At 58.0% G+C, this 17,164-nt stretch carries 14 protein-coding genes and 2 tRNA genes; 2 read left to right on the top strand and 14 right to left on the bottom strand.

The window, feature by feature from the left end:
• Window positions 1-11: 11 nt before the first annotated feature.
• Together rpmA and rplU are read right to left on the bottom strand one after the other, a co-directional pair.
• Complete coding sequence (rpmA, locus tag AAE029_RS30810) at window positions 12-281, bottom strand: 50S ribosomal protein L27 (RefSeq protein ID WP_371076723.1); 270 nt, start codon at window positions 279-281, stop codon at window positions 12-14.
• A gap of 48 nt (window positions 282-329) precedes the next feature.
• Window positions 330-647: a 50S ribosomal protein L21 gene (rplU, locus tag AAE029_RS30805; RefSeq protein WP_028753733.1), complete on the bottom strand. Its 318-nt coding sequence runs from the start codon at window positions 645-647 to the stop codon at window positions 330-332.
• Between the two features lie 306 nt (window positions 648-953).
• Between rplU and AAE029_RS30800 the strand changes: the two genes are divergently transcribed.
• Window positions 954-1,043: transfer RNA gene (locus AAE029_RS30800), tRNA-Ser, on the top strand.
• 134 nt (window positions 1,044-1,177) lie between these two features.
• Here the strand turns inward: AAE029_RS30800 and AAE029_RS30795 are convergent.
• From AAE029_RS30795 to AAE029_RS30740, 12 genes are all read right to left on the bottom strand, one after another.
• Window positions 1,178-2,998: a type III restriction endonuclease subunit R gene (locus AAE029_RS30795; protein WP_371076722.1), complete on the bottom strand. Its 1,821-nt coding sequence runs from the start codon at window positions 2,996-2,998 to the stop codon at window positions 1,178-1,180.
• A 238-nt stretch (window positions 2,999-3,236) separates the two neighbouring features.
• A complete protein-coding gene (locus AAE029_RS30790) occupies window positions 3,237-4,310 on the bottom strand; it encodes an acyltransferase family protein (RefSeq protein ID WP_371076739.1) in 1,074 nt (357 codons plus the stop codon).
• A gap of 40 nt (window positions 4,311-4,350) precedes the next feature.
• Window positions 4,351-5,202: a galactosyl transferase gene (locus AAE029_RS30785; protein WP_371076721.1), complete on the bottom strand. Its 852-nt coding sequence runs from the start codon at window positions 5,200-5,202 to the stop codon at window positions 4,351-4,353.
• Window positions 5,203-5,289: 87 nt separating this feature from the next.
• Window positions 5,290-6,777: a lipopolysaccharide biosynthesis protein gene (locus AAE029_RS30780; protein WP_371076738.1), complete on the bottom strand. Its 1,488-nt coding sequence runs from the start codon at window positions 6,775-6,777 to the stop codon at window positions 5,290-5,292.
• 910 nt (window positions 6,778-7,687) lie between these two features.
• The gene (locus AAE029_RS30775) at window positions 7,688-8,185 is read right to left on the bottom strand and encodes a hypothetical protein (RefSeq protein ID WP_371076720.1); all 498 of its coding nucleotides are present in this window, start codon (window positions 8,183-8,185) and stop codon (window positions 7,688-7,690) included.
• A 92-nt stretch (window positions 8,186-8,277) separates the two neighbouring features.
• Window positions 8,278-8,856, bottom strand: a complete 579-nt coding sequence (locus AAE029_RS30770; protein WP_371076719.1) for a cytochrome b — start codon at window positions 8,854-8,856, stop codon at window positions 8,278-8,280.
• A gap of 97 nt (window positions 8,857-8,953) precedes the next feature.
• Complete coding sequence (locus tag AAE029_RS30765; protein ID WP_371076718.1) at window positions 8,954-9,733, bottom strand: class I SAM-dependent methyltransferase; 780 nt, start codon at window positions 9,731-9,733, stop codon at window positions 8,954-8,956.
• A gap of 697 nt (window positions 9,734-10,430) precedes the next feature.
• A complete protein-coding gene (locus tag AAE029_RS30760; protein ID WP_371076717.1) occupies window positions 10,431-11,504 on the bottom strand; it encodes a porin in 1,074 nt (357 codons plus the stop codon).
• Window positions 11,505-12,015: 511 nt separating this feature from the next.
• Window positions 12,016-12,999, bottom strand: coding sequence for a UDP-glucose 4-epimerase GalE (gene galE / locus AAE029_RS30755; protein WP_371076716.1), 984 nt, complete (start codon window positions 12,997-12,999; stop codon window positions 12,016-12,018).
• Window positions 13,000-13,140: 141 nt separating this feature from the next.
• Window positions 13,141-14,454, bottom strand: a complete 1,314-nt coding sequence (locus AAE029_RS30750; RefSeq protein WP_371076715.1) for a UDP-glucose/GDP-mannose dehydrogenase family protein — start codon at window positions 14,452-14,454, stop codon at window positions 13,141-13,143.
• A 58-nt stretch (window positions 14,455-14,512) separates the two neighbouring features.
• Window positions 14,513-14,589, bottom strand: a tRNA-Arg gene (locus AAE029_RS30745).
• An 88-nt stretch (window positions 14,590-14,677) separates the two neighbouring features.
• Window positions 14,678-15,841 carry a M20 aminoacylase family protein gene (locus AAE029_RS30740; RefSeq protein ID WP_371076714.1) on the bottom strand — a complete coding sequence of 388 codons (1,164 nt, stop codon included), beginning with the start codon at window positions 15,839-15,841 and terminating at the stop codon, window positions 14,678-14,680.
• A gap of 160 nt (window positions 15,842-16,001) precedes the next feature.
• Between AAE029_RS30740 and AAE029_RS30735 the strand changes: the two genes are divergently transcribed.
• Window positions 16,002-17,156 (top strand): D-alanyl-D-alanine carboxypeptidase family protein, encoded by a 1,155-nt coding sequence (locus AAE029_RS30735; protein WP_371076713.1) that lies wholly within the window; start codon window positions 16,002-16,004, stop codon window positions 17,154-17,156.
• The last annotated feature ends 8 nt before the right edge of the window (window positions 17,157-17,164 follow it).

Here is a 17,164-nt window from a genome sequence, read left to right as displayed (position 1 = left end):
GCGCTACCGGCTTATTCCGCTGCTTCCGCTTTTGGCATTACAGATACGTAGACGCGACCATTGGCCTTCGTTCGGTAGTCCACATTGCCGGCGGTAAGCGCAAAAATCGTATGATCCTTGCCGAGGCCAACATTGGCGCCCGCATGCCACTGCGTACCGCGCTGACGCACGATAATGTTACCTGCAACGACGGCTTCGCCGCCGAACTTCTTCACGCCAAGGCGCTTGGATTCGGAATCGCGACCGTTACGCGACGAACCGCCAGCTTTTTTGTGTGCCATTGGTGTTCTCCTTTAAACCTCTAAGTCCCTGATCTTGCTTCTTGCTGCTTACTTGGCAGCCACGATGTCCGTGATGCGGACAACCGTGTGATGCTGACGATGGCCGCGCGAACGCTTGGAGTTCTGGCGGCGGCGCTTCTTGAAGGCGATAACCTTCTTGCCGCGATTGTGCTCGACCACTTCGGCCTTGACGGAGGCGCCCTTGACGAAGGGAGCACCGATCGCAGCGTCGGCGCCTTCGCCGATCACGAGGACTTCGGTGAATTCAACAGTGTCGCCAGCGGTGACTTCCAGCTTCTCGATGGTCAGCACGTCGTTTGCCGCCACACGGTACTGCTTACCGCCGGTCTTGATGACTGCGAACATTTTTTATCCTTTCATGTTCGTTCCGGCTCTGCCCGTCCCAAAGACAAGCGGCCGTCTTTTTATCAGTCGAAGTTTAGCAGGGATTGCAAAGACTTGCGGTCTTCTCATCGGACTGCCGGTGAAGCCTCACGCGGGCGCGAGGCAGGCAAGGCGCAGACTCTCCCACGCCTATTGCCGAGTGGGGATAGCGCGAGGCCCTAGAGCCTGTCAAGACAAAAGGATGATAAGCTTCAATATTCGCCTTGCCAGCAGCACTTTCTCTCGCTATGAGAACGCCCGCGTCGACAAAGCGCCAACCAGCCCCGCGGAGAGGTGGCAGAGTGGTTGAATGCACCGCACTCGAAATGCGGCATAGGTGCAAGCCTATCGGGGGTTCGAATCCCCCCCTCTCCGCCATTGGATTTTTCACTCTTCGTCAACTACCGATAACCCATTGGCTTCCTTCGCAGATCTCCTGACCGGGCTTGCGGCCTCAGTGGAGATTTTTCAATGCGGGTAGCGGAAACTATTTCCACCACCGCGCGTTCGGCTTATACGCTTCTCACAACATCCATAAGCCTGGTATAGTCTGTGACGACGTCATACTTCACCTGCTCGGTTGCGACCTTGCTGCCGATTTCTTCGAAAAAGCGGCGGGCGCATTCAATTTTGGTATTTTCGAACTCACGCATCTTCAGTGATGATAGGGTGCCCTTGGTTTCGGCGACGAAGTAGATGTGCCGAACCGAACCTTCTTTGAACGAGATTGCCCAGTCCGGATTGTAGTCGCCCACAGGGGTCGGGATTGCGAAGCCTTTCGGAAGCTTGGCGTAGACGACGATCTCGTTGCTGGTGTCCAACTGCTCGACGAACTTGCGCTCGGTGTCTGAATCGAGAAGTGCATAGTCATAGACATGCTTCTTCAGCTTCTCGCTCGCCCTGGAGAAGTCTTGAACCGTCTGGCTGGCCGTGAAGATGTCGGACTCGTAGCGCTCGGCGACAGCATCGTAGGTCAGCCGCTCGATGACCATTGTAGCCTTCTGCTCGATGATCAGGCGGGATGCTTCACTGATAAAATGCTCCGGGTTCTGCTTGAATTGACCGAACACGGTCGGCTGAATCCCCGATAGGATCTCCGCGACGGTCTGTCGGGTAAGCTGCGTCGCTTCTGCAAGCTTCGCCAGCAGATCGTACTTGACGAGTGAGACGACCGTTTCGGCCTGGTAGGTCTCCTGCTCGTTTTCGCGGAAACTCTTGCCATCCCCGACGGCGTCATAGGTCAGGCCATCGCGTTGAATGCCAGCGGTGACCGTATATTGCAGCGGCGTCACCCTCAGATGGCTGTCGAGCGCGCTAACACTCTTGCGGATCAGTTCCGACGGCTCGAATTCGACCCTATAGACAGCCTTTTGGTTGATCCGGCTCCAAAGCTCCTGGAATTCCTTGCGGTGGAAGTTATCGTTGAGCGGGTTGCGCTTGGAACGGCGGTCGTCCTGCATCTTCGGCAACTGCCGTTCATTGAAGACACCGTCAATCAGTTTCACGATCTGGTCAGTGTAAGGCTTCAAATCTTCCGGCAGGTCAGCCAGCGTCCCATTCTCACGGGCGCTCTGATACTTTTCCGTGATGTTCTTCTGCCGGTCGACATAACCATTTTGCACGAGATAGAACTCGATCCCTGCAGCCATGTCGGATGACACCTCGATCGACACGCCGTCGGCCTGAATGAGCTTGCCCTTAAAATACTCCTCATTCGCCTGCCGCGGCCGAGCAGTCAGCGCTTCGACCATCTCCTTCTGAAGCGCATCCACGAAGTTCCTGTAGCTCTCGCTGGCAACAACCGTCAGCACGTTGATGTCATGAACGGTCACTGGATTGTCCATGCGATCACCGTTTTGGTCGACGCTCAAACGAAGACCACGACCGACTTCCTGCCGTCGGGAAATCTGGTTGTCACTGTGCTTCAGCATGCAAATAACGAAGACGTTCGGATTGTCCCAGCCTTCACGCAACGCCGAGTGGGAGAAGATGAAGCGGGTCGGCTCCGCAAACGATAACAACCTCTCCTTGTCTTTCAGGATCAGGTCATATGCGTCCGGATCTTCCGACTGCCCCTTGTTGTCGCCTGTTCTAGCGACATCGGGGTCTTTGAGGCGGTTCGTTTTCTTGTCGATCGAAAAATAGCCGTTGTGAGTCTTCGCGGGATCGATGCCGGCCAGGTATTTGCGATAGGGCTCGTTGTCGACCGCAAGCTCCGAAAGATATTCGTCCTTGAGAAGCGCATACTCCTCCTCGAAAACACGGGCATGCTCTCCCCGCTCGTCGGATCGCGTATAGTCGCGATACTTCGCCACCTCATCGATGAAGAACAAGGACAGCACCTTGATGCCACGAGAATAGAGCTGCTTCTCCTTGTCGAGATGCGCCTTGATCGTCTCCCGTAAGGGGCGTAGTTCAACCGGACACGGAGATTGGCTCCGCGAAACTGATCGTCAGCCGCTTGGAAATGTTCTGAACCCAATGTTGACTGTCGGCATGCCGGCTCCAAGCATAGGCCATTAAGGCACGATCCGGCCTGTAAGCGCTGCGCTGACGGAGCGGATCCCGCGTCTACGGTGCTCGCATTTTCGCGAAAGGCCCAAGTCGTGGAACGACGGAGACAATCTGAGCCGACAAAAACGATATCACTGAAATCGACACCAAAAAGCCCCCGATATAAACCAACGGGCTCATTTGCTCGCTACGGTAGAAATGAGCATACATCTCCGTAAAACCCCTGTGACACATGTAGATCGGATAGGACAGATAACCGAGAAATACACCAACCGGCTGGATTCTCGCCGGAATTTCCAGAAGCGTGCCGGCAAAGACGACAAGCGGCGAGATGATCACGCAGAAGAAAAGGGCAAATTTCAGCGAATAGATCGGCAGGAACAACAGGCCGAAAATCAGGGCGATCGGGAGGATCGCAAGATAGGTGGTCGTTGGCGGCCTGTCTTTCTGGATCCTGAAGATGATCATTCCAACCGCGAAGGAAAAGAAGACGCGCGCCAGTCCGCCGTCGATCGATCGCCATTCCCAGCCGAGGTCGAGCGATTTGTGGATGAAGACGGATGAGATCAGGCAGACGAGCGCGGCTGCGGCGAGAAGGGCGAGAGCTTTCGTTTTCATCCTGAAAAGGACGACCGCGAATGCGAAATTCACGAGCAATTCCCAGAACAGCGACCAGGCCGGTCCGTTCAAGGGATAGAGCGGCCAGAGATCCGTTGGGGATCTCGTCAGGAAGCTCGGGGAGGGTAGCATGAACAGGGTTGAGACCAGGCTCGCGAGCAGATCGCCGACATTGGCGCTCGACCATTTCCAATGGGAGAGCAGCTGCACCAGTCCGTAGAAGGTGCCGAGGAGGAACAGGGGATAGAGGCGCGCGTAGCGGGCCTTCATGAAGGCGGCCAGCGGCATTCCGCTGGCGAGCTTTTCGCTGTAGGCCCTGGCAATGACGAAGCCGCTGAGGACGAAGAAGAAATCGACGGCGACATAGGCGAGCGGCGCATAGGGTCGTTGAAGATGATAGACAACGACCGCAAATGCGGCCAGCCCCCGCATCGCGTCCAGCGATGCATAGCGATGGCTCGCCCGGGGGGGCCGCGGCGAGCCTTGCTGGTTTTGGGGAGGAACTTGGCTCAGGGGAGGAGTTGGCCTGGAGCCTGCATCCGCCTGCGCTATCTCAGGCTCTTCCACCGCTGACCACCATGTCACCCTGTTGGCCCTCGGAGGCAGTCCCGAAGAATTCATTGCGCAGGCTGCGGTCGAGCGGGCGAACCCGCAAAAGATCGCGAACAAGCTGGCGAGGATGGCGGAGTGCGTGGCGGTTCAAGAAATAGGTCGCCAGAAGACCGGAGGACTTGCTGTGCGCGCCGGCATGGCCGACCCGGTAGATCGCGCCGCGGAACGGCAGCGCCTCGAGCGGGGTGCCGCGTTCGGCCAATATGCCTGCGATGCGAACATGGCTGCCCAGCATCGTCTTCACATGGTCGATGTCGGCATCCTCAAGCGTCGCCGGGAGGTCATAGAGACGCGATCGTATGATCAGTGATGTGCCGCAGAAATTGGCGAAATCATCGTGGTGCATGACCAGCTTGCCGCCTTCGTTCCAGAGGTAGCCTTTGGTGATCTTCCAGCCGTTTGCGCGGGGGTGCTGCGCGACGTGACTGACGATATTGGAACTGACGAAATCGTCGTCGTCCACGATCATGAAGAACTGGGCATCACGGGCCGAAAGCATGCCGCTCAGCACGCGGCGTCCCTTGTCCAGGCGGAAGGCGTCGTAGACCTTTTCCTTATCCGCGCTGCCCATGTCGTGGAGCTGGTTCGGCGGAAACGTGACGCGGCATACCGAAAATCGCGGCGGCAAATCGGGCAGGTCCGCCCCCTCGTTTGCGACGATCACGGCGCTCCAATCGTTGCTCGACTGACCGGCTATCGAGGCCACGGTTTGGGACAGCCGTGCTTTCAAGGCAGGCCAGTCTTTCGCATTGTCCTGGTGTCGAACCGGGATGATGAACGTGACGAGTGACATAACTTCCCTCCTTTGCGACATCGGTCGGCGGATTCGATAGAGACAGCATAATCGTTCGGCGGCTCGCTCACGGCGCCGAACGAAGCTTCATGAAGGCTGTCCTTGGCGCCGCCGTAACATTGTATTTGCCAGAAAAAGGACCCTCTCGCGGCATAGGATAAAGATCAGGCCCAGATAGACGATTGCCCCGACAGGGATTTCGATTGCCAGGCGCCAGGCCGGCGCCCAGTCCTGCAGCAATGCGGAAGCGCCGAGCACGGCAGCCAGCATGCCGAGATAGGCGGCAATCGGTCTTAGAAACTGGGCAAAGTAACTTCCGATACTGAGATCGATGAGGCGGGAGACCATCCAAAGCGTAACGGGCCAAAGAATGAGCACCTCGAGCATCAGCGCGAAGACGATGGTGGGTACGCCATATCGGTGCAGTAGCAAGACCGTGACGATCGTCACGATGTTTCGGACGAGCTGGTAATAGAACCACCAGTCTGATCTGCCCTGGCTGGTAATCAGGGAGGCCTGGACGACGCCTATCCCGGCCATCAAGCCGATGACGCAGAAGAAGCGCACCGGCCAGACCGCAGCCACCCAATGCTGCCCGAAAATCAGCGGAATGGCGTCATCGGCGACAGCCGCGAGCCCCATGAAAGCCGGGAACGACACGAGCGAGCAGCCGAAGGTTGCCATGAGGAATGCCTCGCGGACTTTGTTCTGATCATGCTGAAGCGACGACAGAAGAACGTGCGTTACCGAGTTCAATCCTCCGGCGACAACGTTGTTGATCATTTCAAAAAGCCGCCGGGCGAAGTTATAGATGCCGAGCGCGGCCGGGCTGACAAGCGTGCCGATGATCAGCTGATCGAGGCTCATGGACTGGAGAAAGCGGTTGCCGGAGGCGAACACGCCGTAGTGCAGGAGCTCACGAAGGCTCTTCCACTTGATCCGCAGTCCCGGCAGCCAGCGCGCGCCCCAGAAGGCGGCGGCGCACCCGGCCGCGGGTGCCGCGATTTGCGCGATCGCGAGCGCCCAGAGGCCGAAGCCCGCGATGATCAGCGTCAGGCATATGAGGCCGGATACGACGGTGGCAATTGCCGTCCGGGTGGCCGCGAGATGAAAAGACATCGTGCGGCCGATGAGCGCGTTGGGAACGATGATCATCATGTCGAAGAAGACCTTCAGGCCGATGATCTTCAGCAGGCCGACGATTTCGTCGTGGCCCACGGCATGGGCGATGTGGCGCGATCCGGTGAAAATCACCATGTAAAGGATGGCAGCCGACGCAAACGCCATCCAGAACACGGTGTCGAGATGGCTGCGTCGAATGGTCTTCTGCTGGATCAACGCTTCGCCGAACGCCGTCGGCCCGAGGCCGGCGGCAAAACTCACGATACTGAAAGCAAGCGCCACGAGACCGAAGTCCTGCGGCTGCAGGTATCTCGACGTGACGATGAACACGAGGCTGTTCAACGCCGTCGGTATCAGCGTATCCAGCGCCGACCAGAACGCTCCATTCAGCGCCGCGCGAGACCGGTTCTCGCTTAAATGTTCGAAGACAATTTCATCCGGCTCAAGGATCAGGTTTGTGATGTTACAACTCCATCTGTTCCGGCCGGGACAGCTGCTCAAGGTGGGAATTCGAACGCCGCTGTCAGAAATGGCTCGCAAGTCGGTTTGGTCAAGCGGCAGTGATCCCGCCTGCTGCGTTAAAAGGCCAAACGGTGGCAGACTTTTGACGCATTGCAATATGTATCACGAATTTTTTATTGCGGTGCACATTTGTCCGTTGCCAGGCGGAACGCCAGCGCATCGGAGATGCGCTGACCCTAGGAGAAATCGCCCGAAAACCGCGCACACTTTTTGGCGTCCTCTGCCGTCGCAACCGGCTGCGCCTCTCTCCACAATTCCTGTGACAAGCACAGGTCAGGGAGTGTGAGGGGCCGCATACCTCCCGGAGTTCTTGGAAATGCCAGAACCGGTACCTCCCCTATTTTCAAAGCTTGTTGTTTGGCGCGGAGCCTCCCCGAGCTCCCTCATCCCTGTGCCCGTCACAGGGATCCAGCAGCGCCGTGTCCACGGCGCGAATGACTCGCTTCTTGGAGGCGAGAATGCAGAAGTAGCCCTCATGATTGAAGAGGGGCGGATGATTGGGCTTCAGGCAATCGGCATGAGGAGTCTTTTCGCCGTGCGGACGCACGGCGACTGGATCCCTGTGACGGGCACAGGGATGAGGGAGCTCGGGGAGGCTTTCGCGTCAAACAACTGGCTCCGAAATACGGGTTGGCGGGATTTGCCCTTTCCAAGATTTGAGGCGGTAATTGGGGCACGGGCCGCTGCTCACCCAGCATAAACTGACTGGTGAGGAAAATTGGGGAGGCGTCCGCGCCAGACAACTATCATCGTGGGTTGGTGGGACTTGCCGCCCACGTCGCGCTTCATGGAAATTCGTATCTTGCCCATCGGCACGAACAAACTTTCCGAAAACTCACATCTAACCAAGCTTTAGTGCCGCCGATATCTCCGCAAGCGTCGCCTTCTCGGCTTCGCTCTCGGCCACACCGCCGAAACCCATGAAGCCGCCTTCCTTGGCGGCTTCCGACACGCGCTTGCTGATCTGATAGAGCCAGTTCTTGAAGGCGGTCGCGTCCTCGGGGGCCTTGGCGTCGATCACGGCTCTCGCCTGCCCGATCGTCTCGATGCACCTCACCTTCATGTCCTGGGGTTTGGCGCCTTTCAGCTTTTCCTGCAGACCGTCGCGTGCGGCTGTTCGCCCCTCGGCCGTTTCAAAGTCTGCAACGACCGCCTTGATGAGCGGGTTCGAGGCGGCATCGGCTTTGGCTTCCATGAGAACGCGGCTGCTGGCAATGCTCTCCTTGATGAGGCCCCAGAGGCCGCTCGGTTCGGATGCGGTCACGGCGATGCCCGCCATCATTACGCTTTCCAGAAGGAGCTTCCATTCGTCCGCCGTGAATGCCGATTTATCAGCCATGGGTGATCTCCTCTGTCTCGTTCGGCCGGATCCGCCAGTTCAGGGCTCGGGAAGTTGTCCAATATTAGCATTCGCGGATGTGGCGGGCTAGCTTAGAGCCTCCGCCTCCGTTGGGGGATCATCCGCAGAAGCACGTGATCGCGAAGCACATAGTGATGCAGGAGTGCCGCCGCAGCGTGAATGCCGGCGATTGCGATGATGGCCCAGGCGACGCCGTTGTGCAGGGCGGCAATCGTCTGTCGCGCCTCGGGAGCGATCGTCAGCAGCTGTGGAATCGTGAATAGGCCGAAGAAGCTCAGCGGCAGGTTCACCGCCCAGCCTAGGGTGAAGCCGAGTGCCACCTGGCAAATCAATAGGCCATAGAGGAGAAAGTGTACGGTGCTCGCGGCAACGTGCTGGAGCCCGGAGACGGCAGGCGGTAATTTGCCGCGGTTCATGAATCGCCAGCAGATGCGGGCGATGATGACGGCTGCAAGCAGGATGCCAAAGGCGATATGCGTTGAAATCAAGCTAAGTCGCAAAGACGTTCCGCGTTGAAATTGTTCCCATATGTGGGCGCTTGTGAATTGTCCTGTCACGAGAATGGCCGTCGCCCAATGCAGAGCGATCGTGACCCGGTCATAGCGTGGGGCGTTTTCCGCAGATGTCAGTTCAGTGGTAGTGCAGGCCATATCGGTCTCCTTGATATGCTGCACTGCAAACATCTCAAGGGACGGCCTTATTCAATTGTCACGATAACAAGTTGGTTATTCGCCTTCGGGGATTGCTCTATCGGTAGACTCTTTCCAAAAGCCCGCGCATGCGCAGCCGGGCCATGAGTTCATAGACGACGCGGCGGCGAATAGGGTCATGAAGGCGCGTGACGCTAGATCCGAGAAATTCGGTTTCGGTGTGATCAAAGGCGCTAAGGTCCTGCGCGTTGGCAATGGTGCGACGGTAGAACTCATGAAACTCGCGCCGGCAGACATAGGTTCTGAACCGCGTCATGCAGAAGGCGGAAAAAGCTTCACTTTTTCGCCGCAGGATATCGGCGAGGCCGACCGTGACTTCGGGCCAGGCGGGGTTAAAGGTGTCGTCGAAGGCGATGACGCCGTGTTCGGCAAGACAATCCATCGCCAAAGAGCCGTCCGCAAGCACATCGGGCAGCATGTGTCCGCCGTCGATGCTGAAGAAGCGCACCTTGCCGATCCTATCGGTTATATCGTTCGGCTCTAGCCGCGTGCTGTCGCCCTTGATGATCAGGCCCTCATCGACCGGCAGATTGAGCCGGCGGCCGGTTTCGACGAAGCGCTTATATTGCGACACATTGCCCTTGGCGGCCTGCTCGAACAGGTCGATCGCCAGTACCTTCTCGTCCGCGTTGGCGATTTTCCGGACCAGGAAATAGGAACGGCCGTAGAAGACGCCGATTTCGGCAATGCCGCCGCTCAGTCCTTTTGCTTCCTGGCTTTGCAAAAGAGAGAGGAACACGAGCGCATCGGGCGGATCGATATATCCTTCGACCGTCTGCAGATCATGGAAGATGAACTTGCGAATGACCGGGTCCATCGGGTTGCAGCATCCTGGTTCGCTTTAATCAATCTTGTTTATGGAATTAGATTTCTCTAAATAAGTAATTAATAATAAAACTTCCGCAACCGCAATCTTGATAGGGGGTCGATAGGAATTCTGAAATATTTCACATCCCCAAGGTGTAAGAATCTCGCGGAACTTAATAGTTTCGGCGTTCTTTGGGGGATGCGATTACTTCATTTCCAAGAAAAGCAATGAGATTCTTGGAGCTATCTACGTCACTTACTAATACGTTGGGATTAACCCGCAGCCGGACGACGGCTGGAAATGACGAGTGCGTCGTAGAAACCCAGGAACGGGTTTCGGTAGGGCAAAAAGAAAGCCGCGCAGAGGTCAAGCGCGGCTTCCAGAAAGTTCGTTCTCCCGCTGTCGCCATACCGAGCAGGGAAATCGTCATAACGACACCGGTAGACCCGGCATAAGTCAGCCTTTTAATACAATGAATGCTGTTCGGCTTCTGCACACAGCTTGCCATAGACGGCTGCATTCCAGGCAATTGAAGTGCGCTTAGAGCGTTTCAGCTTTTCATGGAAACGCAGAACCGCTCTAACTTTTTGTTTTTACGCAATTCCGGACGGAAAACCGCTTCGCACTTTTCCTGGAATTGCTCTAGAGCCTCAGTCGAAGCCCGGCTCGAAAGCCGGGCTTCCTGATCAACCGAGGTCAGATCAGATTAGAATGCGCGCTGCAGACGGAAAAAACCGGTCCACTGCTCGTCGCCTTCGTCCTGATCGAAGTACTGAACGCTGACCTTCGAGGACAGGTTTTCTGCGATCTGGTAGTCGAGCGTCAGGCCGGCCTTCCAGGCGTCGTTGTCATCGTTGAACTCGTCCTCGCCAGCGACGAGACCGTAGTTGCCGAAGTACTGGAAGCCGGGGGTGATGGTGAACTTGTCGGTTGCCTTGACAGCGTACTGAACGGCAACAGCCCATTCGGATGCTTCGTAGTAAGCGTTCGAGCCGCTCGCCCATACGCCAGCGAGGCCGAGCTTGCCCGGGCCGATTTCGGCATAGACGATACCGCGGATTGCGCCGTTTTCGGTGTCGGTGTCATAGCCACCGAGCAGGTATGCGGTGACCGGGCTGAAGGTTACGGAAACCTGACCGGCAACGCCGATCGACTGACCATCTTCCGCACGGGCTGCGCTGCCGAAGGGCGTTCTGTTGCCCTGCAGTTCGTCCACTGCGACGCCGGCCGTGAAGTTGTCGGCGGTATACTGGTAACGGATCGAGTTGTGGTTGGTGGAGTTGCTGTTCAGAACGTCGGTTTCGCCGCTCATATCGTCATCCCACCAGCTGTACTGGTAACCGACGCGGAAGCCGGCGATGTCGATGTAAGCAACGTCGATGAAGGTGTTGCGGCCAGAGCCCTTGTCGCCGTCGGCGTTCGGGCTGTCGGCATTGGTACGCAGAGCGATGAGGCCGGTCAGAGTGCCGTACTCGGTGTCGCTCTTGGTCGTGAACTGCAGCTGAGCGCGGGTGAAGGCATCCCAGTCGGAGCCATGACGGCCGGAGTCGAAGGTGGAGCCAACTTCATGACCGAAGTCGGTCTGGAAGCGGACGTAACCGTTGATCAACAGGCAGGTTTCCGTGCCCGGGATGTAGAAGTAGCCGGTGCCGTATGCGTCGCAAACGCGGACGTATTCGATCGGCTCCGGTTCAGCGGCGACGATGGCGTCGGCAGCCTGAGCACCGGAAACGACTGCGAGCGCAGCAGCCGAGCCGAGTAAAAGAGCTTTGATATTCATAATTATCCCCAATTGGTGAATGCAGATGGCATGCGTTTGTTTGCCTGTACTGAGGCGTCCCTCTCGCATCCCGCAAGCGAAGAAATTTGACATAAATGTGCCATAATTTCCGCGGCCGAAGATACAAAATGCCGTATCCCATGCAATTTCAATCCAGCTCAAAGACGCTTTTTTGACGAAATGTTGGCACTGCGGTGTGGCCCGCCAGTCACAGTTTTGTGATCGGGTAAAATCAGGGCGTTTATCGAAAAGCTAATGCAAGCAATGCATGCCCTGCCGGCTAACCGCAGCCCCGAATTTCTAGGGGCTGCTGAGTCGACCGTGTCGCTTCCTGAATATGAGATGGCGCGCGGATTCCGGATGTGGATTTCATTCCGTTAGCCGGCAGAGGAAGGCGGAGCCGCTGAGCTTCATAAATTAGAAGCTATTTATTTTCAAATGCCTAATGTAGATAATCCTGGCGCACTAGGCAGATTGCCAGCGTCAGGATTATCGGGCGCTCTTAACGGATTCAGTGTTGGTTGGAGCGAACATGCCAGTTCCAGGCAGACTGGATGATGTCGTTAAGGTTGTAGCGCGGAACCCATCCGAGAATCTCCCGCGCCTTGTCATTATTGGCGACAAGAGCCGTCGAGTCACCCTCGCGGCGGGGAGCATTTTCCGTCGGAAACGGCCGGCCGGATACGTCCGCGATGGCGCTTACAAGCTCCTTTACCGTGGTACCTGTGCCAGTTCCGAGGTTGAGCGCCACAGAATCGCCACCTTTTAGGAGGTGGTCCACGGCGCGGACATGGGCATCGGCCAGATCGAGCACGTGGATGTAGTCGCGCACGCAGGTACCGTCGCGCGTTTCATAATCATTTCCGTATATTTTGAAGCCCTGGCGCCGGCCGAGGGCGGCTTCGATCGCCAGCGGTATGGCGTGCGTTTCCGGCGTGTGCCACTCGCCGATGCTGCCTTCGAAATCGGCGCCGGCCGCGTTGAAGTAGCGCAGGATGACCGAGCGCATGCTGCTATAGGTGGCGTAGTCCTTCAGCACCTGCTCTATGATCCATTTGCTGCGGCCATAGGGATTGATCGGCGCCTGCGAATGGGTTTCGTCCATCGGAACGCGTTCAGGCAGGCCATAGGTCGCGCAGGTGGACGAAAAGACGAAATTGTTGACACCGGCCGCCAGCGCCGCCGACAGGAGCGTCAGCGCGCCGACGACGTTGTTGTCGTAAAAGGCAACCGGGTTCTTGACCGATTCGCCGACCTCGATCAGGGCGGCGAAGTGAAGAATGGCATCGGGCCGGTATTTGGCGAAAACTTCATCCAGACGCGCGCGATCACGAATGTCGCCCTGTTCCAACGGCCCCCATTTGACGAATTCGCCATGGCCGTTGGAGAGATTGTCGAAAACCACCGGCTGATAGCCCTTCGAGGCCAACTCCAGACATGTGTGCGAGCCGATATAGCCGGCGCCGCCGACCACGAGAACTGTCTTTTCTGACATTAATTCCTCTCTCCAAGATGATTTAGAGTCGTAGACAGGCGATGGTTGACCGGTTGCCGGGTTTTCCGCCGGATCCGATCAAGCATGCACCTCCCGATGGAATATAGGTCATCCAGCCGGCATTTCCGCCGATGAAGGATTTCAAGTGGCAGCGGGCCTGCCGATCGCCGTATAGCTGAAGCCGTGACGGGTAACTTCGTCTTGACGATAGATGTTGCGCAGATCGACGAGGACCGGGCCGCGCACGAGTGTCCTCAGGCGCTTGAAATCGAGGGCACGGAACTGGTTCCATTCCGTGACGATGACAAGCGCGTCGGCGTCTTCGGCGGCCTCGTAGGGGCCTTCAGCATATTCGATGTTCTCGATGATCCTGCGGGCATTTTCCATGCCCTCCGGGTCATAGCCGGCAATACGGGCGCCGCCGTCCTGCAAGGCCTGGATGATAGCGATCGCCGGGCTGTCGCGCATGTCGTCGGTGTTCGGCTTGAAGGTCAGGCCGAGGACGGCGATCTTCTTGCCGCGCACGTCGCCGCCCATGGCCGCGATCACCTTGCGCCCCATGGCGCGTTTGCGATTGTCGTTTACCGATATGGTGGTCTCGATCAGACGCACCGGGCTTTCGTAGTCCTGTGCGGTCTTGGCAAGGGCCAACGTGTCCTTCGGGAAGCACGACCCGCCATAGCCAGGGCCTGCATGCAGGAACTTCGCGCCGATGCGGCCGTCGAGGCCGATGCCGCGCGAAACATCCTGCACGTCGGCGCCGACGCGCTCAGCCAGGTCCGCTATTTCGTTGATGAAGGTGATCTTCATCGCGAGAAAGGCGTTGGCGGCATATTTGATCAGTTCCGACGTCCGGCGCGTCGTGAAAACCAGCGGCGCCTGGTTGAGATAGAGCGGACGGTAGACTTCGGTCATGACGGTTCGGGCGCGATCGTCGTTCAGTCCGACGACGATGCGGTCGGGCCGCTTGAAATCCTCGATCGCCGCACCTTCGCGCAGGAATTCCGGGTTCGAAACAACGGCGACATCCGCCTGCGGATTGGCCTCGCGCACGATGCGTTCGACCTCGTCGCCGGTTCCGACGGGAACGGTCGATTTCGTCACGATGACGGTAAAGCCGGTGACATGCTCGGCGATTTCGCGGGCAGCCGCATAGACATAGGATAGGTCGGCATGGCCGTCACCGCGGCGCGACGGCGTGCCGACCGCGATAAAGACGACATCGGCGCCGGCGACGCTTTCCTTCACGTCGGTGGAAAAGGTGAGCCGTCCGGATTGCGTGTTGTCCGCCACAAGCTGGTCGAGCCCCGGCTCATAGATCGGAATGCGGCCGGCCCGCAACGCCTCGATCTTGGAAGCATCCTTGTCAACACAGATGACGTCGTGACCGAAATCGGCAAAACAGGCGCCGGATACCAAGCCGACATAGCCTGACCCTATCATCGTAATGTGCATATCGTCCCCGGACGGCTTGAACAGCAGCAGGATGCTGCAAAAGGCAACATATAAACAATGGTGATCCCGACGCGATTCGAACGCGTGACCCTCAGATTAGGAATCTGATGCTCTATCCTGCTGAGCTACGGGACCACTTGCGCCATGCATACAAAAGGCTTGGCTTGAAGCCAAGCCTTTTTGCGTCACGATGACAAGGAAAGCTTGCTCCGGGAAAGCCTGTTCAGGCGCTGAGCCGCTGTTCCGCCAGTCTGATCCAGTAGGATACGCCGTGAGCGATCGCCTCGTCGTTGAAGTCATAGGCCGGGTTGTGCAGGCCGGCGCTATCGCCGTTGCCAATGAAGATGAAGGCGCCGGGGCGCGCGTTCAGCATATAGGAGAAATCTTCGCCGCCCATCATCGGGTCGGTTTCCGGATCCACCTTGTCCGCCCCGGCGATATCCGTTGCGACCTTGACCGCGTGGGCGGTTTCTGTCGCATGATTGAACGTCACGGGATAGTTCCGATGAAAGCTGATATTGGCCTCGGCGCCGTGCGCTGCGGCAAGGCCGCGAATGATCTGCTTCATCTGGGTTTCGGCGAGATCGCGGATCTCCGGGTCGAGCGTTCTGATGGTGCCGGCGATCGACGCCTCGTTCGGAATGACGTTATGGGCAAAGCCCGCATTGAATTTGGTGACGGAAACGACGACGGAGCGCAACGGATCGACGGTTCGTGCGGCGATGAGTTGCAGGTTGGTGACGATCTGCGCGCCGATGGCAATCGGATCGATCGTCTTGTGCGGCATGGCGGCGTGGCCGCCGCGCCCCTTGATCGTCACCGTGAATTCGTCGGTCGCCGCAGCGATCGGCCCTTTGCGGATGGCGAAATGGCCGACGGGCAGGCCCGGCAGATTGTGCATGCCATAGACTTCCTCGATACCGAAGCGCTCCATCATGCCATCCTGGACCATCAGGTTGCCGCCGCCGCCGCCTTCCTCGGCCGGCTGGAAGATGACCGCGACATTGCCGTTGAAATTGCGCGTCTCGGCGAGATATTTCGCGGCCCCCAGCAGCATCGCCGTATGACCGTCATGGCCGCAGGCGTGCATTTTTCCCGGCGTCGTCGAGGCCCAGGGCTTGCCGGAAATTTCCGTCAGCGGCAAGGCATCCATGTCGGCGCGAAGGCCGATCGCTCGACCGCTGTCGCCCTTGCCGCGGATCAATCCGACCACACCCGTCCGACCGATGCCGGTAACGATCTCGTCGACGCCGAATTCTCTCAGCTTTTCGGCAACGAAGGCCGCGGTATTCTCCACTGCGAAGAGAAGTTCGGGCCGGGCATGGATATGGCGCCGCCACTCTGTAACTTCATCCTGAAGTTCCGCGGCTCTGTTCAAAATCGGCATGCTTGAGTATCCTGCTGATCGGAATTGTGACCGGTTTGCGACATCGCAAGGGCATAATGATGTCGAAATAACTTAATTAACGACCTTTGCCATCTCATAGCCATATAGGCTAAATAGGCGGAGGTTTCGAGAATTTTCCGGATATGCAAGGATTTTGACCGTGCCGACGAACCAGAACCGTTTGTTTGCCCCCAGGCGGCCGCTCTCTTTCACCGCGGCCATATCAGCGCTGTTCCTGTCGATGGCGCCCTTTGCCCAAGCGAACCCGCACATCCTCGTCGATGTGAATAGCGGAAAGGTTCTCGATCACGAGGAAGCTTTTCGCAAATGGTATCCGGCGTCGCTGACGAAGCTGATGACGGTCTATACCGTCTTCAGGGCTATCAAGGCCGGCCAGATTTCGCTCGATACCCCAGTGGCGATCAGCAAGCGGGCGGCAGCACAACCGCCGGCGAAGATGTATTTCAAGCCCGGCCAGAAGCTGACGCTCGACAGCGCGCTCAAGATCATGCTGATCAAATCCGCCAACGATGTCGCGATGGCCGTCGGCGAAGCGATAGGAGGAACCCAGGAGGCCTTCGTCACGCGGATGAATGCGGAGGCCCAGCAGCTCGGAATGACGGATTCGCATTTCATCAATCCCAACGGTCTTCCAGGCAAGGGACAATATACGACTGCCCGCGATCTCGCGATCCTGACGGTCGCGCTTCGGCGCGAGTTTCCGCAGTATGCCGGCTATTTTGCACTCGAAGGCTTCACCACCGGTACCAAGCAGGTTCCGAACATCAACATGCTGATCGGGCGCTTCGACGGCGCCGACGGTATGAAGACAGGCTTCATCTGCGCCGCCGGCTTCAATCAGATCGCTTCGGCGACCAGAAACGGCCGCACCCTGGTTTCCATTGTTCTCGGCACCGATAGCCTTGCGGCGCGCGCGGATGCCTCTGCGGACCTCCTGGAGAACGGGTTTGCGGGTAAGTACGCGGGCAAAGAGACCCTCGGTTCACTGCATCCCTATGGGCCGGGCCAGGATCAGGTAAGCGACATCAGCGCGGATATCTGCAATCCGAAGGCTGCGCAGGTTCGCAGCGAAACGCGTGACGAGGCGGGCCGCATGAAGGTCATGTCTCCCTATATCCATGAAATGGATCATCCGCCGCAATTCGTCTTTGCCGGTATTCTGCAGGGCCAGGATGCGCAGCCTCAGACGAAGCAGCCCCAGACGAAGCAGCCAAAGACGGACAAGCTGGCATCTGCCGATGCCAACGAAATTGCCAATGTTCCTATACCGTTGCCGCGCCCGACTTCGTTCTGAGGCAGGTC

This window comes from Sinorhizobium sp. CB7 (assembly GCF_041357635.1).
Classification (GTDB): Bacteria; Pseudomonadota; Alphaproteobacteria; order Rhizobiales; family Rhizobiaceae; genus Rhizobium.
This window is presented reverse-complemented; position numbering and strand designations above follow the sequence as displayed.